The organism is Rhodopseudomonas sp. WA056 (genome assembly GCF_010906995.1).
GTDB lineage: Bacteria > Pseudomonadota > Alphaproteobacteria > Rhizobiales > Xanthobacteraceae > Rhodopseudomonas > Rhodopseudomonas palustris_G.
On sequence record NZ_QPFS01000012.1, the window covers coordinates 40,557 to 60,965 of the forward strand.

Here is a 20,409-nt window from a genome sequence, read left to right on the forward strand (position 1 = left end):
CCCGATCTCAGACCTCGTCGTAGATCACTTCGAGCGACGGCTTGTTCAGCACCGCAGCGCCGCACATGTCTTCCATCGTGGCCGGCTCGAGTACGACGTCGCGCCCGGTGACGTCGCTGGAGAACAGGCCGAGCAGCCCGTCCTGAGACAGCGGCTTCGGCCGGACCGGCGGCGCCGTGGCGACGTTGTCGGCGAGCGTCGCGAACAGCGGACCCCACTGCCCGTCCGGCAGCGCGACGATCTCGTAGTTGGCGCTCTTGCGGCGGATGCCTTCGTCGGCGGGAATCGCCGACAGCACCGGAATCCCGGCCGCCGCTGCGAAGGCTTGAGCCTCGCCGGTGCCGTCGTCCTTGTTGATCACCATGCCGGCGACGCCAACATTGCCGCCGAGCTTGCGGAAATACTCGACCGCCGAGCAGACGTTATTGGCGACATACAGCGACTGCAGGTCGTTGGAGCCGACGATGATCACCTTCTGGCACATGTCGCGGGCGATCGGCAGACCGAAACCGCCGCACACCACGTCGCCGAGGAAGTCGAGCAGCACGTAGTCGAAGCCCCACTCGTGGAAGCCGAGCTTCTCCAGCGTCTCGAAGCCGTGGATGATGCCGCGACCGCCGCAGCCGCGGCCGACTTCCGGACCGCCGAGCTCCATCGCGAACACGCCGTCGCGCTTGAAGCAGACGTCGCTGATGGTGACTTCCTCGCCGGCGAGCTTCTTCTTCGACGACGTTTCGATGATGGTCGGAGTCGCCTTGCCGCCGAACAGCAGCGACGTGGTGTCGCTCTTCGGATCGCAGCCGATCAGCAGCACTTTCTTGCCCTGCTGGGCCATCATGTAGGACAGGTTGGCGAGCGTGAAGCTCTTGCCGATTCCGCCTTTGCCGTAGATCGCAATGATCTGGGTTTCCTTGGTGACGGGAGTCGTCACCGGGGCATCGGGTTCAACCGACGCCTCGGCCCGGAGTTGTGCGTCTTGCAGGCTGATCTGCGGAACGACGTTCATCAGCTCGGTCTCCAATTCAGAACCATTTTGAGGCAAGCAGGGTCTTCGAAAGCGATCCGATAGGCGTCGGGGGCCGACGCCGCCTCCTGGTGGTGTGTGATCAGTCCGTCGAGCGAGAGCTTGCCGCTTTCGATCAACGCCTTGGTGGCGCCGATGTCCGGCGGCTGCCATTCCGCCGCAACCCGAATGCGTGCTTCACGCATGAAAGCGGGCGGGAACGAGAACGACAGCGGCTCGCTGTAGAACCCAGCGAGCACGATCTCGCCGGTGGCCGCGATGCGCGAGATCAAAGTGTCGAGCAATTTCGGATCGCCGCTGACGTCGTAGATGCTGCGATAGTCGCGACGCTCGTCGGCGGCGGGGTCGACCACCGCATAGCCTTCGGCGCCGCCGCTGCGAATCGGGTTCTTCTCCCACACCACCGGCGGCGGATTGCCGAGCGCGATCGAGATCCGCGCCAACAGGCGACCGAGCACGCCGTGACCGACGATGCAGTCGGGCGGGGTCGCACCGCGCGCGGCGATCGCATGATAGGCCGTCGCCGCCAACGCGATCAGAATGCCGCGCTCGCCGAGCTTCGAATCCAATGGCACCACGCGCTTGGCGGGCACCACCAGCCGCGACGCCGAGGCGCCAAACAGGCCGCGCACTTCGCCGAAGCACTTCGCCCCAGGCACGAACACCATCTGGCCCGGCTTCAGGTCGGTGGCCGATCCGGCCTCGACGACCTCGCCGACCGACTCGTAGCCGGGGACCAGCGGGTAACCCATTCCGGGGAATTGCGGCATCCGGCCCGACCACAACAGCCGCTCCGTACCGGTGCTGACGCCACTCCAGGCAACATCGACAACGATGTCGTCGTCAGTCGGCGCCGTGAGGCTCAAGCGACTGAGTTCGACCTGTTGTGGCTGCTTGAGTACGACCGCGATGGTGTCCATCGCTTACTCCAAAATCCGAACGGCAGAGCTCTGCCGCCGAGTGTCATGCTAAACTGACGGACCACAGTGTCAAGCCAGATTAACACAACTACCGTTTGGATGCGGTAATTACGGAGGCAACCAGCGGCATCGGAACCGGGTGCAAAGTGACCTGGGAGAAGCCCGCATTCTCCAACATCGCCCGTAGCCGAGGGAAGCTCCGGGCTTTCCCGGAGCCCATCGCGTAAAGATAGAAGGCGAAATAGGCGTCGGAGATCGCCGCGGTGCCGGGGGTGCCGGCGATCGGCTCGGCGATCAGCAGTTTTCCATTGTCGGGCAAGGCCTTGTGGACGGCGCGCAGCAGCGCCTCGACGACTTCGTCGTCGTGGTCGTGGATCACCCGGATAAGAGAGATGATGTCGGCGCCTTCGGGCAGCGGGTCGGTTCTGAAACTGCCGCCGACTGCAGTCGCCCGGTCTTTCAGCCCGTTTGCCTCGAACCGGGCGGCCGCCTTCTCGGCCACCGCCGGCAGGTCGAACAGGATACAGCGAAGCTGAGGCGCCTGGGCGGCGACCGCCGACAGGAACGAGCCGTCGCCGCCGCCGACGTCGAGCAGGCAGCGGTGATCCCGGAACGTGTAAACGTGGAGAACCTCGCGGGTGATCATCGGCTGCGAGGCGGCCATCAGCTCGGTGTAGGACGCAATCGCATCGGACGGCAGCTCGCACGGGCGCTCGCCCCGCACATACGCCCAATACGCCGCCAGCTCGCCCCCGCCCCGCGGCGCGCGCAGCATTGCCACCGGATCAGACAGATCGCGATACAGCATGGCATGATGTTCGACCAGCGCGAGCACGCCGGGATTGCCGCGCAGCTCGGCGCCGAGCTGACCGAGGCCGTAGCGGTTGCCGTTACGGGGCTGCAGCAACTGGAGCGCGACCGCCCCATCGAGCAGCATGCGCATCGACTCGACCGGCAGCGACAGACGCACGGCCAGTTCTTCGGCGGTGGCGGGACGATCGGCGACGATGTCGAGCAGCCGGAGCTGAACGCAGGCCAGCAGAATCTGCGAATAGACGAAGCCGGCGACCAGATCGAACATCGCCACGGCACGCCGGCGGGCGACCGGACGCATCAACGGAAACACCGCGGCAAAGCGCTGAAAGCGCGGATTCGACAGGATCGAATCGCGCCAGCCGAGCAGCCGGTCACGCAGGCTCAGGGAGACCATCTGGATCTGCTACCACCGGCCGGCCGCGAAAGCCAAGCCGGCGGCCGCATCAGGCCGCTGTGGCGGCGAGCTTCGCCGGCACCAGACGCGTCGCTTCCGACATGATCAGCGACCGCAGCTCGTTGCCATTGGTACATTCCGGCATCGCCTCGACGGCGCCGCGCACCAGCGACTTCAGGTGGTAAATCGCGCCATCGATGCCCATCTCGCGCACCGCGCTGGGGCGATCGTGGGCGATGTCCTGACCGACCGGCTTGCCGATCTCCTCGACATCGGCGGCGGCGTCACGCAGATCGTCGGCGACCTGATAGGCCTCGCCGATCTTCTCGCCAACCATCCGCCACGGCTCCGGATCGGCCCCCGCCGAGGCCGCGCCCATCGCGGTGGCGGCGACGAACAGCGCGCCAGTTTTGGAGCGATGATAGTGCGCGAGGTTGATCTCGGACTCGCATTCCCAGGCCTGGCCGGCGACGATGCCGAACGGCACGCCGACCGCACTGCCGATGATCTGGGTCAGCTTCAACAGCCGGTCCGCCGGGCCGTCGACCCGGGCGATGGTCTGGAACGCCAGCACGATCATAGCGTCACCGGCGAGCACGGCGAGCGGCTCGCCGAACGCTTTGTGCACCGAGGGCCGGCCACGGCGCAGATCGGCGCCATCGAAGCACGGCAGATCGTCGTGGATCAGCGAGGCGCAATGCATCAGCTCGAGCGCGGCACCGGCGGCTTCGGTAATTCCCGGATTGTCTTCGCCGCAGGCAAGCGCCACGCTGTGGCAAAGCCGCGGACGAACGCGCGCCCCGCGCGGGAACACCGCGCCACGCATCGCCGCCGCCAGCCGCGGCGGACAACCGGCCATATCGGCCTGATTGAGCGCCTCAGTCAGCGCACGCTCGATCCGATTGGTGACATCCATGGCTACACTCCCGCGCCGGGCACAAGTGTCAATTTAACTTGTCACGCGAAACTGTAAGTTATTATGGACACCTGTCAATGATATGGCTCAAAGACAGCTAAGCCGGAGCGAGAAATCGAATGCGGGATCAGACCGCGAAGAATCGCGTCGTAGTGATCGGCGCAGGCGTCGCGGGACTGACGTCTGCGCTCGCATTGGCCGCTCGCGGTCTCGACGTCACGGTGCTGGAACGCGCCGCAGGCCCCGGCGGCAAACTGCGCGAAGTCGCAATCGGGCAGGCGCGGATCGACAGCGGCCCGACCGTATTCACGATGCGCTGGGTGTTCGAGGAACTGTTCGCCGGCATTGGCCTGAATTTCACCGACCATGTCCGCCTACGACCTTTGTCGGTGCTCGCCCGCCACGCCTGGGACGACACCACGCATCTCGACCTGTTCGCCGACGAGGCACGCTCCGCCGACGCGATCGGCGCGTTTGCCGGCGCGGCCGAAGCCAGGCGCTATCGCCAGTTCTGCGCCGACAGCCGGCGCATCTACGAGATTTTGGAGAAGCCGTTCCTGCGCGCCACCGCGCCGAGCCTGCCGAAGCTGGCGACCGCCGGGGGCATCGGCGGTCTGATCGAACTGCGCAAGATCCGCCCGTTCACCACGATGTGGAAGGCGCTCGGCGATTACTTCCACGATCCGCGGATGCGGCAACTGTTCGGCCGCTATGCGACTTATTGCGGATCGTCACCGTTCGACGCGCCCGCGACGCTGATGCTGGTCGCCCACGTCGAACACGAGGGCGTCTGGATCATCGAAGGCGGCATGCACGCGCTGGCGCGGGCGCTGGCCGATTGCGCCGTCAGGTTCGGCGCAACGATTCGCTATCAGCAGAGCGTGCGCGAGGTGATGGTGTCCGGCGGACGTGCCGCCGGCGTGATCCTGGAGAACGGCGAGCGGATCGAGGCGCATTCGGTGATCGTCAATGCGGACGTCGGCGCCTTGCCGGCCGGGTTGTTCGGCGAGGCAGTACGCGCCGCCGCGTCGCCGCTGGCCCCTCGATTGCGCTCGCTGTCGGCAATCACCTGGAGCATGGTGGCGAAAACCGAGGGCTTCCCGTTGAGCCGGCATTCGGTGTTCTTCTCGCGGGATTATCCACGAGAGTTCACAGAGATCTTCGGCCGCGGCGAGGTTCCGAGCGAGCCGACCGTGTATGTCTGCGCGCAGGATCGCATCGACGACGAGGCTCATCTCGACGCCGGCGGCGAAGAGGAATTGCTGGTGTTGATCAACGCGCCGCCGGTCGGCGATCGGAAGACCTTCGATCGAGGCGATGTCACGCGGGCCGCCGAGCGCGCGTTCGGCGTGTTGCAGCGTTGCGGCCTGCGGGTCGATTCTGATCCGAGCAAGACGCAGGTGACCACGCCGGCGGATTTCAACCGGCTGTTCCCGGCGACCGGCGGCGCGCTGTATGGTCGCGCTTCGCACGGCTGGAGCGCCTCGTTCGAACGTCCCGGAGCGGGTACAAAGATCCCCGGCCTGTATCTGGCGGGCGGCAGCACCCACCCCGGTCCCGGTGTGCCGATGGCCGCCCTGTCGGGTCGCGCCGCGGCGGCGAGCTTGTTCGCCGACCTCGACTCCAACCCCTCCGGGCCGAAGCCTGCCCTTCGCCCGGCAGCCTCCAAGACGACGTGAGAGAATGATTGCCTGGCCTAACGAGACCGACGAACGCCGCGCCGGATTCAATGTCGATATCCCGCGCAACGGCTATGCTTGGTGGTACATCGACGCGATCAGCGACGACGGCCGCGAAGGGCTGACCATCATCGCCTTCATCGGCAGCGTGTTTTCGCCGTACTACGCGTTCGCGCGGCGCCGCGGGCCCGCCGACCCGCTCGACCATTGCGCCATCAACGTCGCGCTGTATCACCAGGCCGGCAAGCGCTGGAGCATGACCGAGCGCGGCCGCGGCCGCGTGGCGCGCAACGTCAATGCCTTCCTGATCGGCCCCAGCGATCTCGGCTGGGACGGCAAGACGCTGACCATCAACATCCGCGAAACCGGCGCGCCGGTGCCCGGCCGAATCGAAGGCCGCGTCCGGGTGACGCCGGCCGCGATCACCAAGGATTTCTTCGTCCTCAACCTGCAGGGCAATCATCGCTGGTGGCCGATCGCGCCGCGCGCGCGGGTCGAGGTCGATCTGCGGCGACCCAACCTGTCGTGGCAGGGCGAAGGCTATCTCGACAGCAATGCAGGCGACGAACCGATCGAGACCGGCTTCCGGCATTGGGAATGGGCGCGCGGCGCGATGCGCGACAAGACTGTGATCCTGTACGAAGCCGAACGCCGCGACGGCAGCCGGGTCGACCTCGCCGTCACCTTCGACGCCGACGGCAACAAGCAGGAATTCACCCCGCCGCAGCTATTGCCGCTGCCGCGCTCCGGCTGGAAGGTCGACCGCAGCGCCCGCAGCGAGACCGGCGCCAAGCTGGTCCGCACGCTCGAAGACACACCGTTCTACGCCCGCTCGATGGTGGAAACGACACTGCTCGGCGAGAAGGTGACGCTGATGCACGAAAGCCTGTCGCTCGACCGCTTCCGCATGCCGGTGGTGCAAGCCATGCTGCCGTTCCGGATGCCACGGCGGAGATAGCGGGCGGCGTGCGTTTTCGATGGCCGGAACGAGTCCGGCCGTGATGGCCAGACCAGAATAGACGCAGCATTCCAACACCGTCATGGCCGGGCTTGTCCCGGCCATCCACGAACGACATACTCACCGCATGGGATGCGGTTACGTGTACTTCTTGACCAACCGGCCCAACGGCATCCTGTATATCGGGGTGACGAGCGACTTCGTGCGTCGGGTCCATGAACACCGCACCGGCGCCGTTGCGGGCTTCACGAAGCGCTACGGCTTGAAGCGGCTGGTGTACTTCGAAATTTGTGATGACATCCGGACTGCGATCCAGCGCGAGCACAACATCAAGCACTGGAGCAGGACTTGGAAAGTGCGCCTGATCTTGGCGACGAATCCGCATTGGGACGATCTTTACGACTCGTTGTGAGGCTGTTCGTGGATGGCCGGGACGGAGCCCGGCCATGACGGATTCAGTGCCCCTCGGGAAGTCTAGCCCCCTTCGCCTTCTCCGCCTCCCGCTTGCGGTCCAGTCTCCTGCCCTGCCATTCGAGCACGCCCCAGCCGGCGGCGAACATGCCGAGCATCAGGATTTCGAAATAGTTGAAGGCGCTGTCGCTGTTCATTGCGGGCGATCCTTGTCGCGCTCGGCGCGGGCGCGGTCGAGGCGTTTGCCTTGGCGCTCCAGCACCAGCCAGCCGACGATCAGGCAGGCGAACACCGCGATCAGTTCGATCAGTCCGTAATAGTTCTCCATCACGAGCCTCCCGCGGCCGCAGCCAGTTCGGGCTTGATCAATTCCAGCGCACCCAAGGGCCTGATCAGCTCCAGCTCACCAGCGGCGGCATCGAGCTCATGATGGTCTCGGTGTTGCCGCCGGTCTGCAGGCCGAACATCGTACCCTTATCGTACAGCAAATTGAACTCGACGTAGAGGCCGCGGCAGGCGAGCTGCTGAGCGCGCTCCTGTTCGGTCCACGGCTCGACCATGCGCTTGCGGACGATCTTCGGATAGATATCCAGCAGCGCCGAGCCGACGTCGCGGGTGAAGGCGAAGTCGCGGTCGAAATCGCCGCTGTCGAGGTGATCGTAGAAGATGCCGCCGACGCCGCGGGCCGTGCCGCGATGCGGAAGAAAGAAATACGTATCGGCCCAGGGCTTGAACTTGGCGTAGTAGTTGGGATCGTGGGCGTCGCAGGCGGCCTTCATGGCGGCGTGGAAGATCACTGCGTCCTCCGCGTCCTGACTGCGCTGCTCCGGCAGCATCGGCGTCAGATCGGCGCCGCCGCCGAACCAGCCTTTCGACGTCGACAGAAATCGCGTGTTCATGTGCACGGTCGGCACCCGCGGACTTCGCGGATGCATGATCAGGCTGATGCTGGTGGAGACGTAATCGAGGCTGACGCCGTCTCCGGGCAGATTCTTGGCCATCTCCGGAGTCAGCCTGCCGTTGGCCGACGAGGTGTGAATGCCGATCTTCTCGAACAGCCGCCCGTTCGACAGAAAGCCGCCGACCCCGCCGCCGGCGCCGGTCTTCCGCTGCCACGGCTTGTAGGTGAAGGTGGCCGGCTCGCCGGGAAACAGCTCCGCCGGCGCTTCGCGCTCGAGCGTTTCGATCTCGGCGCAGATCCGGTCGCGCAGCCCCTCGAACCAGGCCCGCGCCTGGGCCCGGCGGGCCTCGACGGGATTATCGGTGGAAGCAGCGGGCGAGCGGTCGAGGTCGGTGTCGATGGTCATGGCCGTGATCCGTTGCGCAAGGTCCGCATCGGTATCACGCCAATGTGGCGGCTACGAGAGTTTTTGCAACTCAGTGGCGTTTGAACGGAGCAGCCCGCTCGGGGAGCGCGCGGCTCATCCTTCGAGACGGCCGCTACGCGGCCTCCTCAGGATGAGGTCGAAGCGAGAGGATGGCCCAATCGAGATTCGTGGAGTGTCGCTACGCGCGATGTCCTCATGGTGAGGAGGCGCGCAGCGCCGTCTCGAACCATGCGCCACAAATGTCGGCGCAACCGCCGTTCGCGGATGGCCGGGACAGGCCCGGCCATGACGAAATTGAGACGGAGATCTGCTAACTACACCCGGCTGCGCTGCAGCATCTGGTCGCGGCGTTCGAGGCGGGTGAACAGGTCGACCAGCCAGGCGACCTTCTGCTCGAGCGGCTTGACCTTCTGGCGCGGCGGCAGTTCGCGCACCGGATGCGCGATCACCGCGTCGACCAGAAACTTAGTCTCTTCCATATCGCCGAACTTGGCCGGCAGATACTTCGCCGGCGCCCATTCGGTTTCCTGGAACGCCAGCAGCCGCGCCAACACCGCGAGCTTGCGGCCGGTGGAAACCACCGCGCGGCTCGACACCGAGTCGAGACCGGAGCGTTCGACCTCGCGGCCGATCTCGGCATACAGCGCGCGCGCCGCGAAGATGCCGGGACGGCAGGAGCGCGGCAGATTGGCGATGCCGAGCGTGGCGCGATCGTACAGCGCGTCCGCGGTGTCGATCAGTCGCTTGACGATGCTGGCGATCTCCGGCGTGAACTTCGGATCGGCGAGCCATTTGGCGGGATCGAGCCCAGCTTCGCGCATCCACGACAGCGGCATGTAGATGCGGCCGTTGCGCGCGTCCTCGCCAATGTCGCGAGCGATATTGGTGAGCTGCATCGCGCAGCCGAGATCGCAGGCGCGGGCCACGATGTCGGGTTTGCGCTGCCCCATGACCAGCGTCATCATTACGCCGACGGTGCCGGCGACCCGGGCGCAGTACGAGTACAACTCCGACAGCGTCTCGAACCGACGGCCCTGCGCGTCCCACTCCAGCCCCTCGATCAGCGCCTCGGGAATCGCCGGCGGAATCGAAAACCGCGCCACCACATCGGCGAAGGCGCGGTCGGACGGATAGGCTCGCGGCACGCCGCGGCAGGCGCGGTCGAGCCGGTCCTTCAGCACTTCGACCGCGGCGGCGCGATCGAGGCCGAGATCGACGGCGTCGTCAGCGACGCGGCAGAACGCATACAGCGCGATCGCCGGATCGCTGATCCGCCGCGGCAGCACGAGGGACGCCGCGTGGAAGGTGTGCGAGCCTTCCTTGATCATCTCGCGGCAGGCCAGCATGTCGGATTGGGCCAACATATCGGATTGCAGACTCATGATGTCACCAGACTGTCGGCCGGAGGGACCAGCGCATCGATGACCCGCGCCGAGGACAATACCCCGGGCAGGCCGGCACCGGGATGCGTTCCGGCGCCGACGAGATAAAGCCGCTTGACGTCTTCGCTCTGATTATGCGGCCTGAACCAGGCACTCTGCCACAGCACCGGCTCCAGACCGAACGCCGCGCCGCGGAACGACGACAGCCGGTCCTGGAAATCCAGCGGCGTGGTGATCTTGGAGGTCGCAATCTGATTTTCCAGATCGGGCAGAATGGTGGCGCCGAGCATCTTGGCGATCGCAGCCCGATAGGGCTCCGCCTTGCTGTGCCAATCGACGTCGCCGAGCAGGTTCGGCACCGGCGACAGCACGTAGAAGGTGTCACAGCCGGGAGGCGCGAGCGACGGATCGGTCGCGGTCGGGCGATGCAGATACAGGCTGAAATCCTCGGCGACCACCTTGCGGCTGAAGATGTCGCTGATCAGCTCCCTGTAGCGCGGCCCGAGCAGAATGGTGTGGTGCTTGACGTCGTCGTAGCGGCGCTTGGTGCCGAAGTACCAGACGAACAGACTCATCGAGTAGCGCGACTTCTCGATCTTGGCGTCGGTCCAGCGCTTGCGAGTCTCCGGCGCCAGCAGATAGCGATAGGTCGAGGCGGAATCGGCGTTCGACACCACGATGTCGGCCTTGATCACCTCACCGTCGGCGAGCTTGACGCCAGTCGCGACGCCGTTCTCGACCACGATCTGACGGACGTCCTGGTGATAGCGTATCTCGCTGCCCTGCCCTTCGATCAGCTTCACCAGACCGGTGACGAGCGCGCCGGTGCCGCCCATCGCCGAATGCACGCCCCACTGCTTTTCGAGGTAAGTGATCAGGCAGTACACCGAACTCGACATGAACGGATTGCCGCCGATCAAGAGCGGATGGAAGCTGAACACCTGCCGCAGCTTCGGATCCTTGAAGTGCTTGGCGACGAGGCCGTAAACGCTGCGATAGCTCTCCAGCTTGATCATCGCCGGCGCGATCTTCAGCATGTCGGTGAAGCGGCTGAACGGCTGATCGCCGAGCTGCTCGAAGCCGACTTTGAAGATCTCGTGCGAGGCCGCCATGAAGCGGTCGTAGGCCGGCACGTCGTCGGGGCAGAACTTCGCGATCTGGTCGAGCACCGCATCGCGATCGTCGGAATAGTCGAAGTGCGTTCCGTCGTCGAAGCGGATGCGATAGAACGGCGACATCGGCTTCAAGGTGATGTCATCCGACATCCGCTTGCCGCACAACTTCCACAGCTCTTCGAACAGATACGGCGCGGTGACGATGGTCGGCCCGGCGTCGAACGAGAAGCCGTCCTGCTTGTGGACGTAGGCGCGACCACCGGGCTTATCGAGCTTCTCCAGCACGGTGACCCGATACCCTTTAGCGCCCAGACGGACCGCCGCGGCCAAGCCGCCGAAGCCGGAGCCGATCACCACCGCATGCGGAGCATGATCGCGGGGAGGACGAGGAGCAGGATTGGGGCCAGGATCAAGCATGGGTACCACTGTAACAAAAAATTGACAGAGGGCTAGCGGCAATCTGTAAGCGGGTCCTGACAAGCCGTCTTTGATCTATTCGATATTCGGAAGTTTTTCCGCATAGCGTTCGATCAGGTCGGCGATCAGGGCCGGCCGCTCCTCGTGCGCCAGATGGCCGAGCGCCGGAATCCGTTCGATCACCGCTTTCGGCAGGATTTCCCGTACCTTGACCGCCACCGACGGTGGGATCGCACGGTCCCCCTCGGCCGCCACCAGCACCAAGAGCGGCTTCAGATTGGGCAATGCTTTCAACAGCGGTTCAAGCTCCCAGTTCGCCATCATCCGCAGCGCTGCGGCGACATGATGCGGGCTGGACACCAGCTTGCCGTAAAGCTTCATGCCGGCCGGATCGATGGTCGAGCCGGTGTTGCCGATCAACCGCTCGACCGAGCCGCGGTGTCCGGCCTGCCAGGCGAACAGACTCGGCACGAACGGATTCATCACCAGCATCTTGGCGAGTGGCGAGAAGAAACTCGCCGCCGGCCCTCCATAGGGCAGAAACGCGCCGTTGAGGCTGAACAGGATTTTCGGATCGATCGCGCCGTCGAGGCACATCCGCGCCAGAATCGCTGCGCCCGCCGAGTGACCGACCACCAAACAGGGGGAGACCTGCAGCACGCGCAGCAGCGCGGCGAGGTCGGTCGCCATCCCGGGCAGCGACATCCGATGGCCACGCGGCGACTGGGTGAAGCCGTGCCCGGGTAGGTCGGGCGCGACCACCTGATAGTGCTGTGCCAGCAGCGGCGCCAGACCCCGCCAGGAGTGCGAAGCTGCGCCAGTGCCGTGGATCAGCAGGATCGCCGGCGCGGTCGGCGATCCCATGCGTTGCACATGCCAGCGGAAGCCGCCGGCCTCGACGAAGCGGCTGGCCTCGCGATGGGGCCAATCCAGGCCGTCCCGACTCCAGACGAGATCGCTCACGGCACGCCTCGACTACAGGCCCCTCATGGTGAGGAGCCCGCTCTGCGGGCGTCTCGAACCATGAGGATGCAGGACGCCATCCTTCGAGACGCGGCCCTGCGGGCCGCTCCTCAGGATGAGGCCCGTTGTGAGGAGAGGCAGTGACATCGTCGCCGCCACTACAGCGTCGCCCTACCCGTCCCCGTGACCCGACCGAGAAACTCGTCATAGGCCCGCATGAACTCGCCCGGCACCTCGAAATGCGGCATCGCGCCGGTCTGAAACACCGTGACGGTCCAGTTCGGCCGGCCCTCCACCGTGGTCTTCAAGGTGTAGTCGACGAAATCGCCGCGGACGCCGTGGCTGAACCACACCGGCATCGGCAGATCCTGATAGATCCGCAGGATGTCCTGACTGAACAGATAGCCGGCGACGAAGTAATACGGCGCGTGCTGGGCGCCCGGCTGATGCGTCGTCAGATAGTCGTAGTCGAGCATACCCTGATCGATGTTCGGCGCGCCGAAGGCCTTCTTCAGGAACCAGGCGATCACCGGCTTCATCGTCAGCAGCTTGAAGATGCCCTCGCTCCATACCGGGTTCTCGAAGAACGCGTGCAGCCACGGAATCGCGCGCGATCCCTGGGTCCAACGCTGGTTCTTCTTGTCGAATCCGGTCGGGGCGACCAGCGCCAGGCTACGGAACGGCTGCGGCGTTTCGCTCGCTGCACGCGCCAGGAATTCGCTGCCGAGCGACAGCGCCAGTGCATCGATCGATTTGTCGGGGTGCACCTTCTGAATCTCGGCGACTACGGAATGCACCGCATCCGTCATCATCCGAATGGTGTATTGACGCTTTGCGCGCGACGAATGACCAAAGCCCGGCAATTCGATCGCATAAACCGGGCGGCTTCGCGCATAGTGCTCGAAGATCGGCCGGACTTCGTAAGCAGAGCCTGCGGCATTGACGCTGTGGATCAGCAGCAGCGGCGGCTCCGACGTCGGCTCCGCCGGCGCTGCGGACCAATAGGTCAGCCGGCCGCCGAAGCTGTCGATGTCGTGACGTTCGCCCGGGACCGGCGCCGGCAGCGCCGGATTTCCGCTGAGCGTCTCGGACGATGCGGGGGTGGGTGCGGTTGCATTCATCTCGAAATTCCTATTCGCGGCATCTCCGCCGCAGGTCGGCGTGGTCAAGACGGTGCGCGCAGTGTATCAGACCGTCAAGAAGACTTGTCGTACAACAGTGGGTAGCTCTCTTGACACAGAATCTGGTGACCAAACCGTTCATGGAAGTGCTTTCCGGCAACCGGCAGGCCTCTCCTCCGATGTGGATGATGCGGCAGGCCGGACGTTACCTGCCGGAATACCGCGCAACGCGGGCGCAGGCCGGTAGTTTCCTCGATCTGTGCTTCAATGCGGAGCTTGCCGCCGAGGTGACGCTGCAGCCGATCCGGCGATTCGGCTTCGATGCCGCCATTATCTTCTCCGACATTCTGGTGGTGCCCTATGCGCTCGGCCGCGCGGTGCGGTTCGAAGTCGGTGAAGGTCCGCGGCTCGACCCGCTGGATACGCCCGACAAGGTCGGTACGCTGAGCAGCGCGATCGACCTGTCCAAGCTCGAGCCGGTTTTCCAGGCGCTGCGCATCGTCCGCGGCGAACTGTCGCCGGAAACCACGCTGATCGGCTTCTGCGGTTCACCGTTCACGGTCGCGACCTACATGGTGGCCGGCCAGGGCACCTCGGACCAGCACCCTGCCCGACTGATGGCCTACCAGCATCCCGGCGCATTCGCGAAGATCATCGACGTGCTGGTCGAGAGCTCGATTCAGTATCTGCTCAAGCAGCTCGAAGCCGGCGCCGACGTGCTGCAGATCTTCGACACCTGGGCCGGCATCCTGCCGCCGCGCGAATTCGAGAAGTGGTGCATCGAGCCGACCCGCCGGATCGTCGAGGGTATCCGCAAGGTCAAGCCGGGCACCAAGATCATCGGCTTCCCGCGCGGCGCCGGCGCGCTGTTGCCGGCGTTCGTCGAGCGCACCGGCGTCGACGCCGTCAGCATCGACTGGACCGCCGAGCCGGCGTTCGTGCGCGAGAAGGTGCAGACCAAGGTCGCAATTCAGGGCAACCTCGATCCGCTGCTGCTGATCGCCGGCGGCTCGGCGCTCGACCAGTCGGTCGACGACGTGCTGAACAACTTCTCGGCCGGACGGCACATCTTCAATCTCGGCCACGGCATCACGCCGGACGCGTCGATCGCTCACGTCGAGCAGATGATCAAGCGCGTCCGCGACTACAAGGCCTGAGGCACCTTCGCCTCTCTCATCGATCTGATCGAGGAGCCGGTGCAGCCCGCACCGGCTCTTTTCATTTGTCGATTGCAGCGAGCAATCACCACAACCTTCCAGGCAATCCGGCAGTCAGGTTGTGCGGACGCTTAGTTCCCGTTTTTGAACTCGTTGTGCCGGTAGTCGGCATTGGCCGGAACCGGGGTTGTTAGCTCGCGGGCGCCAGGAAAGGCCCGATACGCCTGGATTTCAGGTTCCCGAACAAGCTTATCCGCAGCCACAAGATTTCGATAACCAAGGTTGGAATCATTGGCGGATCATGAGCAATCCTGAAGATCTCCACGCCGGCGAGTGCGTTACTAATCGACAGGTATTCTTCCGGGGGCCGAACCGCAGTGTCCGTCCAGCGATTTCTCAAGCAGCGCGCCGTTAACGTCACCGTCGGTGGCAACTACTCGCTGGCGAACTGGTACGACCAGAACGGCAAGCTGCGACAATTCGCCTGCCGCACCAGCCGGGTGTCACCGTTCCGGATGATCGTCGACGTCCCGGTGATCGGCCGCGTCGGCGATCAGATCTCGTCGTACTTCAGCGAGTTCGGCAAGCTTGAAGGGCACATCAGCGACACGCTGCCGGGCGGGTTTCTCTTGGAACTCGCCGTGACTCGCGCGATGCGCGAACGCCTCTCCAACCAGTTGAGCTGGCTGGAGCGGAAGATGCTGGACCCGGAGATCAAGGACGCACGGGAACAGGCGCGGATCGTTCCGGCCTGTCCGCACTCCACGCTGATCCTCGCCGACGGCAGTACGCACACCTGCTTCGTCATCGACATGTCGATCTCGGGAGTCGCGGTGTCCGCCGACGTGCAGCCCGAGATCGGCACGCCGTTGGCGGTCGGCGGCTGCGTCGGGCGCGTGGTGCGGCATCGCCCGGACGGCTTCGCGGTCAAGTTCACCGAGCTGCAGAACCGCAACGAACTGGAATGGCGGATCGCGCGGCCGCCGCAGCGGAACTCGACGGTCGGTGCGCGGGTCGAAAGGCTTGCCACCATCGAGGCGCCGCCGCCTCCTGCTCCGATCACGCCGCGTGTCGCCGGAGACGACGACGCCTTCGTGCTCGACGCTTAAGATCACTGCTCCGAGCGGACGCCGCTCAGTCCTGCCGGGTAGCGGCGGTCACTGCCTGCGCCAGAACGGTGGCGTCGGCATGCGGCAGCGGCAGGTAGCGCGCGTCCATTTCCTTGGCGAAGGCTTCCGCCTGCGGTCCCGGACGCGGCGACATATCGATCACCACCGAACTGATTCCGGCGACGCGGAACTGCCGGGCCGACGCCTTGGCGTCTTCCTCGGCCTGCGGCCGTCCCGGCGCGCCGTCGCGCGCGATGTTGGCGCGGCCGTCGGTGAGCACGATCACGGTCGGCGTCTGGCCTTTGCGCTTGATCGAATCCGCCAGCATGAAGGCACAGTCGAGCCCGGCCGACAGCGGAGTGCCGCCGCCCCCCGGCAATCCGGCGAGGCTGCGCTTGGCGCGCGCCAGCGACCGCGTCGGCGGCAGCAGGATCTCGGCGATGGTGCCGCGGAACGAGATCATCGCCACCTGGTCGCGGCGGACGTAGCAGTCGGCAAGTAACAGTTCCACCGCGCCCTTGGCTTCGGCGAGCCGGTGCAGTGCCGCCGAACCGGAGGCGTCGACCACGAAGATGGTGATGGTCTCGGTGCGCTGCTTGAAGCGCGCGATCCGGAAATCGTCCTTCTCGACCAGAATGCGCGGCGCGCTGCCGTTGCGTCCCGCGGCCTGGCGCCGCCGCAGCGGCTGCCACGGCGCCGCGGCGCGCAGCGTCTCGATCACGTTGAGCTTGGAGCCGTCGCGCAATTCGCCGCGCACGCTGCCGGCGGGGCGGCCGCGCTTCTTCGATTTCTGCAATTCGCCGGCCTTGCCGGCGGAGCGGGCCCGCGCCCGTCCGGCCGAGGCCCGCATCGCCTCCAGCACGCCGGGCGGCATCGCGGCCTTGACGGCGGCGAGGATCACCTCGTCCAGCGCCTTGTCGATGTCGGGCGTCTGCTGTTCCTGATCGCTGTTGTCCTGATTGTCGTCGTCCGGCGGCGGCGGCTCGGGCGGCGGCGGCTCGTCGGCCTGATCCGGCTGCTCCTGCTGCGGGAACACGGTCGCGCGCGGCGCCAGCACCAGCCGTGCGGCAAGCGTGATGTCGTCCTGCGCGATCGCAGGTCGATCGAACAGCGCCGCGCTCGCCTTGGCGGCGCGGATCGCCAGCAGCGGGGCGCGCAGCGAGATGATGCCGAGCGCGGCAGCCGCCGTACAAACCGCCTCGATCTGGTCGCTCTCGACCTTGATGTCGGCGAGCCGGGCGCGCGCGGCGCGGATGTCGTCGAGCGAGATCGGGAAATCGTCGGTCTCGCGCCAGGCGAACTGATCGAGATCGAGATGGAAGCCGAGCCGGTCGCGCAGCCCGGCCGGCGCGAACTCGTCTTCCAGTCCTTCGTCGAGCGCGATGACGCCGAACCGCGCCGGCATCCGCAGCGACAGGCCGTCGCGCTCCACCGCGGTCTCGTGCGCGTCCATCGCGGCGGTGAGATACACGTTGGTCGAGGACTGCAGCCGCTCGGCCATCGCCACCACCAGCACGCCGCCATCGGCTTCCGACAGCAGGCCACGCTCCGCGACCGGGCGACCGGCGAGCAGCGTCGCCGACAGATCGAGCCCCCCGAGCAGGCGGCCGTCGCCGATGTGCAGCGGCAGATGCTTGTAGGGTTGTTCAGGCGGCAGCGCGGCCCGCAGCATCGCGAGCCAGCGATCGCGCACCGGGCCGGCACGCGAGCGCAGCAACACACCGCCGGCGCCGACCGGATCGACCGCGAACAACTGCGCCGCGGTCACCGCATCGGACCATGCGAGCGCGATGCTCATCCGAAGATTTCGGCGAGCGCGCGGTCGACCCGCACGCTGGAGCCGGCATCGTCGAGCGGATTGCGGCGCAACCGGTGCCGCAAGGCAGAGGGCGCGATCCGCTTCAGGTGATCATCGGTCACGGTCTTGTCGTGCTCGAGCGCAGCGAGCGCACGCGCGGCACGCATCAAGGTGAGTTCGCCGCGCAGGCCGTCGGTTCCGAGCGTCATGCACAGCTTGGCGGCGCGCTCCAGCGCCGCATCGCTCACGGTGACATCGGGCAGCCGTTCCTTGGCCTGCGAGATCTTGCGGCGGAGCTTGGCCTCTTCCTTCGACCAATCGGCCACGAAGGCCGCCGGATCGTTCTCGAACGCATCGCGGCGTCGCACCACTTCGATGCGTTCCGGCAGCGTGTCCGGCGTCTTCACTTCCACCGACATGCCGAAGCGGTCGAGCAATTGCGGACGCAGCTCGCCTTCTTCCGGGTTGCCGGTGCCGACCAGCACGAACCGCGCCGGGTGACGGATGCTGAGCCCTTCGCGCTCGACCACGTTCTCGCCAGAGGCGGCGACGTCGAGCAACAGGTCGACCAGATGGTCTTCGAGCAGGTTGGCTTCGTCGATGTAGAGGAAGCCGCGATGCGCTCGCGCCAACAGGCCAGGCTCGAACGCCTTCTCGCCCTTGGCAAGCGCACGTTCCAGATCGAGCGCACCGACGACGCGGTCTTCGGTGGCGCCGAGCGGCAGATCGACCACCGGCACCGGCACCTGCGCGGTCTTGACCTTGCCGTGCTTGACCTTCTCCCTGCACTCTTCGCAGTAGCGCTCGGGCTGGTCGGGATCGCAATTATAGCGGCAGCCGACGACCGTCTTCATCTTCGGCAGCAGCGCAGCGAGCGCGCGCACCGCGGTCGACTTGCCGGCACCGCGATCGCCGAACGCCAGCACGCCGCCGACCTTCTGATCCACCGCCGCGATCAGCAGCGCCAGCTTCATCTCGTCCTGGCCGACGATCGCGGAGAACGGAAACACTGTGGCCATGACGATTACTCCGGCCGGGTCTTTTCGATCACCGCGGCTGCACCCTTGTCGAGCAGTTCGAGTCCGACGTCGCGACCGAGTTCGCGCGGCCGATTGGCCGGACCGGTGCGCACCGCCTCGATGAACATTCCGCCTTCCAGGTCGAGCACCGAGGCGCGCAGCGTCATCTCGTCGCCAGTGATGATCGAGTGCGCCGCGATCGGCGAGTTGCAATGGCCATTCAGCACCCACAGCACCTCGCGCTCGGCATCGCAGCACAGCCGCGACTGATGATTGTCGATCAGCGCCAGATACTGGCGAGTCTTCCACTCGTGCACGGGGCATTCCACCGCGACGATTCCCTGACCGGCTGCGGGCAGCATTTCTTCCGGCGTGAAGTCGTGAGCGATGCGATCGACGAAGCCGACGCGCTCGATGCCGGCGCGCGCCATGATCAGCGCGTCGGCGGGACCGACCTCGCTGCCGTCCGGCATCCGCTGCTTCTCGCCATTGTCGAGCTTGCGCATCCGGCTGTCGGCCGCGCCGCGGAAATGGATCACCTCGACTTCCGGGAACAGGCGCTTGGCATAGGCCGCGCGCCGCACCGCGTTGGTGCCGATGGTGTAGCCCTTGCCGCGGGATTTCTTCAGATCCTCGAGGGTGAGGCCCTTGCGCAGCACCAGCGAGTCGCACGCCGGATCGCGCGCCAGCGTGGCGGCGACGATCAGGCCGGGCGTCTCTTCGTTGGCCGGCATGTCCTTGAGCGAATGCATCGCGCAATGCAGTTCGCCGCGCAGCATCGCGGCGCGGATCTCGGCGACGAAGGCTCCGCCCTTGCCGCCGTGCGGCAGCAGCTTGCTGATCTGATCGCTGTCGCCGACAGTTTCGAACTTGATGATCTGGGGATCTAGCTCACTCGCAGCCGCGCTCAGTTGCTTGGCGATGTCCTCAGTCTGGGCAAGCGCCATCACGCTCTTGCGCGTACCAATACGGACTGGAAATTTCACCACACGCTCCATTCGACAACCGCGACGGGCCCGCGGCGAAGTTCGGCCGAACCTTATGACCAGCCCGGGCCAGATTGCAAACGGATGACACCGATGTCTCGTAGAAGCCCGGCGGGGGACCGGGGTCGTTGATCCTGGACAATTCCGGTGCCTGCGACAGCCTTTCGCGGAACCTTTCAGCTTCTGTCTATCGCCACGCAATGGTACTCAAGTCAACTAGGCGCAATATTGAGCAAGGTCAAAAGCGAGATGACGGCTGAAGTTCTGATTGGCGACGGAGACGTTCGACTTTCGCCGCACCCGCTGCGCGCCATCGTTCTCGGCGAGGTCCACGCGCGCCCGTTCACTGCACTGAACCTGCCGGCACGCGTGCTGCACTTCGCGTTCGACACTTCAGGACCGGCCGCCGCTGCCGACCGCGCCGCAATGATCAGCTTCTGCGAGTCGCGCGGGCTGCAGCCGCCACCGCCCGGCGAAAAACACCACCGCGCCCGGTTCGGCACAACCATGCTGCGCTGGGAGCAGCACTCCGAGTTCACCACCTACACCTGGGAGATTCCGGCCGATCCGACCGCAGCGCCGTTCCATCCGGAAGCATCGTCGATCGCCTCGCCGATGCGTCTGCTGCCGCAGCCGGGCCCGCTCCTGGTCGCGGTCGATCTGCACGCGATGCCGGAGGATCCGCCGCGCACCGCGCCGGAGCGGCAGTTCGATCGCGCCAGCCTCGCGGTCGCCGAGAACTCGGACGGCGCGGCGCTGTTCGCCACCGATTTCCAGCCCGGGCCGTCCGGCTTCGTGCGGGTGCTGGTGATCGATCGCGGCATGTCGGCGGAGCGCGCCGGCGCACTGGTGCAGCGCGTGCTCGAAGTCGAGACCTATCGGACGCTGGCGCTGCT

20 protein-coding genes are annotated in these 20,409 nt (G+C 65.9%); 6 read left to right on the forward strand and 14 right to left on the reverse strand.

Annotated features, from left to right (window positions below):
* Positions 1-7: 7 nt before the first annotated feature.
* The 4 genes from DU475_RS04600 to DU475_RS04615 all read right to left on the reverse strand — a co-directional run bounded on the left by DU475_RS04600 (position 8) and on the right by DU475_RS04615 (position 4,070).
* Positions 8-1,006: a chlorophyllide a reductase iron protein subunit X gene (locus DU475_RS04600; protein WP_013503662.1), complete on the reverse strand. Its 999-nt coding sequence runs from the start codon at positions 1,004-1,006 to the stop codon at positions 8-10.
* A complete protein-coding gene (gene bchC / locus DU475_RS04605) occupies positions 1,006-1,944 on the reverse strand; it encodes a chlorophyll synthesis pathway protein BchC (protein ID WP_164630917.1) in 939 nt (312 codons plus the stop codon). Before bchC ends, DU475_RS04600 begins: the two co-directional genes overlap by 1 nt.
* An 88-nt stretch (positions 1,945-2,032) precedes the next feature.
* Positions 2,033-3,154: a methyltransferase gene (locus DU475_RS04610; protein WP_013503664.1), complete on the reverse strand. Its 1,122-nt coding sequence runs from the start codon at positions 3,152-3,154 to the stop codon at positions 2,033-2,035.
* 49 nt (positions 3,155-3,203) lie between these two features.
* Entirely contained in the window at positions 3,204-4,070 is an 867-nt protein-coding gene (locus tag DU475_RS04615; RefSeq protein ID WP_164630919.1) for a polyprenyl synthetase family protein, read from the reverse strand.
* A 119-nt stretch (positions 4,071-4,189) separates the two neighbouring features.
* Between DU475_RS04615 and crtD the strand changes: the two genes are divergently transcribed.
* The 3 genes from crtD (at position 4,190) to DU475_RS04630 (ending at position 7,119) form a co-directional block, all read left to right on the forward strand.
* Positions 4,190-5,749, forward strand: a complete 1,560-nt coding sequence (crtD, locus tag DU475_RS04620) for a 1-hydroxycarotenoid 3,4-desaturase CrtD (RefSeq protein WP_164630921.1) — start codon at positions 4,190-4,192, stop codon at positions 5,747-5,749.
* A gap of 4 nt (positions 5,750-5,753) precedes the next feature.
* The gene (locus DU475_RS04625) at positions 5,754-6,707 is read left to right on the forward strand and encodes a carotenoid 1,2-hydratase (protein WP_013503667.1); all 954 of its coding nucleotides are present in this window, start codon (positions 5,754-5,756) and stop codon (positions 6,705-6,707) included.
* An 82-nt stretch (positions 6,708-6,789) separates the two neighbouring features.
* Positions 6,790-7,119: a GIY-YIG nuclease family protein gene (locus tag DU475_RS04630; RefSeq protein ID WP_041807459.1), complete on the forward strand. Its 330-nt coding sequence runs from the start codon at positions 6,790-6,792 to the stop codon at positions 7,117-7,119.
* 43 nt (positions 7,120-7,162) lie between these two features.
* On the opposite strand, the gene DU475_RS24025 is transcribed toward DU475_RS04630, so the two are convergent.
* The 7 genes from DU475_RS24025 to DU475_RS04655 all read right to left on the reverse strand — a co-directional run bounded on the left by DU475_RS24025 (position 7,163) and on the right by DU475_RS04655 (position 13,444).
* On the reverse strand, positions 7,163-7,315 hold the full coding sequence (locus tag DU475_RS24025; protein ID WP_013503669.1) for a hypothetical protein: 153 nt from the start codon (positions 7,313-7,315) through the stop codon (positions 7,163-7,165).
* Positions 7,312-7,446 carry a hypothetical protein gene (locus tag DU475_RS24450; protein WP_283805259.1) on the reverse strand — a complete coding sequence of 45 codons (135 nt, stop codon included), beginning with the start codon at positions 7,444-7,446 and terminating at the stop codon, positions 7,312-7,314. The genes DU475_RS24025 and DU475_RS24450 overlap by 4 nt, the downstream gene beginning before the upstream one ends.
* A gap of 64 nt (positions 7,447-7,510) precedes the next feature.
* A complete protein-coding gene (gene hemF / locus DU475_RS04635; protein WP_013503671.1) occupies positions 7,511-8,425 on the reverse strand; it encodes an oxygen-dependent coproporphyrinogen oxidase in 915 nt (304 codons plus the stop codon).
* 335 nt (positions 8,426-8,760) lie between these two features.
* Positions 8,761-9,828 carry a phytoene/squalene synthase family protein gene (locus DU475_RS04640; protein WP_080964243.1) on the reverse strand — a complete coding sequence of 356 codons (1,068 nt, stop codon included), beginning with the start codon at positions 9,826-9,828 and terminating at the stop codon, positions 8,761-8,763.
* Entirely contained in the window at positions 9,825-11,360 is a 1,536-nt protein-coding gene (locus DU475_RS04645; protein ID WP_142882147.1) for a phytoene desaturase, read from the reverse strand. Before DU475_RS04645 ends, DU475_RS04640 begins: the two co-directional genes overlap by 4 nt.
* 75 nt (positions 11,361-11,435) lie before the next feature.
* Entirely contained in the window at positions 11,436-12,323 is an 888-nt protein-coding gene (bchO, locus tag DU475_RS04650; RefSeq protein ID WP_013503674.1) for an alpha/beta fold hydrolase BchO, read from the reverse strand.
* A gap of 158 nt (positions 12,324-12,481) precedes the next feature.
* Positions 12,482-13,444, reverse strand: coding sequence for an alpha/beta fold hydrolase (locus DU475_RS04655; protein WP_164630923.1), 963 nt, complete (start codon positions 13,442-13,444; stop codon positions 12,482-12,484).
* Between the two features lie 110 nt (positions 13,445-13,554).
* On the opposite strand from DU475_RS04655, the gene hemE reads away from it, so the two are divergent.
* A complete protein-coding gene (gene hemE / locus DU475_RS04660) occupies positions 13,555-14,601 on the forward strand; it encodes a uroporphyrinogen decarboxylase (RefSeq protein ID WP_164630925.1) in 1,047 nt (348 codons plus the stop codon).
* 377 nt (positions 14,602-14,978) lie between these two features.
* Positions 14,979-15,710, forward strand: a complete 732-nt coding sequence (locus DU475_RS04665; protein ID WP_013503677.1) for a PilZ domain-containing protein — start codon at positions 14,979-14,981, stop codon at positions 15,708-15,710.
* A 25-nt stretch (positions 15,711-15,735) separates the two neighbouring features.
* Here the strand turns inward: DU475_RS04665 and DU475_RS04670 are convergent, their stop codons facing one another.
* The 3 genes from DU475_RS04670 to hemC are packed head-to-tail and all read right to left on the reverse strand — an operon-like array spanning position 15,736 to position 19,525.
* Positions 15,736-17,508, reverse strand: coding sequence for a magnesium chelatase subunit D (locus DU475_RS04670; RefSeq protein ID WP_164630927.1), 1,773 nt, complete (start codon positions 17,506-17,508; stop codon positions 15,736-15,738).
* Entirely contained in the window at positions 17,505-18,527 is a 1,023-nt protein-coding gene (bchI, locus tag DU475_RS04675; RefSeq protein ID WP_142882144.1) for a magnesium chelatase ATPase subunit I, read from the reverse strand. The genes DU475_RS04670 and bchI overlap by 4 nt, the downstream gene beginning before the upstream one ends.
* A gap of 5 nt (positions 18,528-18,532) precedes the next feature.
* Positions 18,533-19,525, reverse strand: a complete 993-nt coding sequence (gene hemC / locus DU475_RS04680; RefSeq protein ID WP_041807464.1) for a hydroxymethylbilane synthase — start codon at positions 19,523-19,525, stop codon at positions 18,533-18,535.
* 237 nt (positions 19,526-19,762) lie between these two features.
* On the opposite strand from hemC, the gene DU475_RS04685 reads away from it, so the two are divergent.
* Positions 19,763-20,409 (forward strand): DUF3422 family protein (locus DU475_RS04685; RefSeq protein WP_164630929.1); only part of this gene is annotated, 647 nt, incomplete at its 3' end.

What these genes read in the sequence shown, in the direction of transcription:
- DU475_RS04600 (WP_013503662.1), bottom strand. Translation starts at nt 1,006, where the DNA reads ATGAACGTCGTTCCGCAGATCAGCCTGCAAGACGCACAACTCCGGGCC.
- bchC (WP_164630917.1), bottom strand. Translation starts at nt 1,944, where the DNA reads ATGGACACCATCGCGGTCGTACTCAAGCAGCCACAACAGGTCGAACTC.
- DU475_RS04610 (WP_013503664.1), bottom strand. Translation starts at nt 3,154, where the DNA reads ATGGTCTCCCTGAGCCTGCGTGACCGGCTGCTCGGCTGGCGCGATTCG.
- DU475_RS04615 (WP_164630919.1), bottom strand. Translation starts at nt 4,070, where the DNA reads ATGGATGTCACCAATCGGATCGAGCGTGCGCTGACTGAGGCGCTCAAT.
- crtD (WP_164630921.1), top strand. Translation starts at nt 4,190, where the DNA reads ATGCGGGATCAGACCGCGAAGAATCGCGTCGTAGTGATCGGCGCAGGC.
- DU475_RS04625 (WP_013503667.1), top strand. Translation starts at nt 5,754, where the DNA reads ATGATTGCCTGGCCTAACGAGACCGACGAACGCCGCGCCGGATTCAAT.
- DU475_RS04630 (WP_041807459.1), top strand. Translation starts at nt 6,790, where the DNA reads ATGGCCGGGCTTGTCCCGGCCATCCACGAACGACATACTCACCGCATG.
- DU475_RS24025 (WP_013503669.1), bottom strand. Translation starts at nt 7,315, where the DNA reads ATGAACAGCGACAGCGCCTTCAACTATTTCGAAATCCTGATGCTCGGC.
- DU475_RS24450 (WP_283805259.1), bottom strand. Translation starts at nt 7,446, where the DNA reads ATGGAGAACTATTACGGACTGATCGAACTGATCGCGGTGTTCGCCTGC.
- hemF (WP_013503671.1), bottom strand. Translation starts at nt 8,425, where the DNA reads ATGACCATCGACACCGACCTCGACCGCTCGCCCGCTGCTTCCACCGAT.
- DU475_RS04640 (WP_080964243.1), bottom strand. Translation starts at nt 9,828, where the DNA reads ATGAGTCTGCAATCCGATATGTTGGCCCAATCCGACATGCTGGCCTGC.
- DU475_RS04645 (WP_142882147.1), bottom strand. Translation starts at nt 11,360, where the DNA reads ATGCTTGATCCTGGCCCCAATCCTGCTCCTCGTCCTCCCCGCGATCAT.
- DU475_RS04655 (WP_164630923.1), bottom strand. Translation starts at nt 13,444, where the DNA reads ATGAATGCAACCGCACCCACCCCCGCATCGTCCGAGACGCTCAGCGGA.
- DU475_RS04670 (WP_164630927.1), bottom strand. Translation starts at nt 17,508, where the DNA reads ATGAGCATCGCGCTCGCATGGTCCGATGCGGTGACCGCGGCGCAGTTG.
- bchI (WP_142882144.1), bottom strand. Translation starts at nt 18,527, where the DNA reads ATGGCCACAGTGTTTCCGTTCTCCGCGATCGTCGGCCAGGACGAGATG.
- hemC (WP_041807464.1), bottom strand. Translation starts at nt 19,525, where the DNA reads ATGGAGCGTGTGGTGAAATTTCCAGTCCGTATTGGTACGCGCAAGAGC.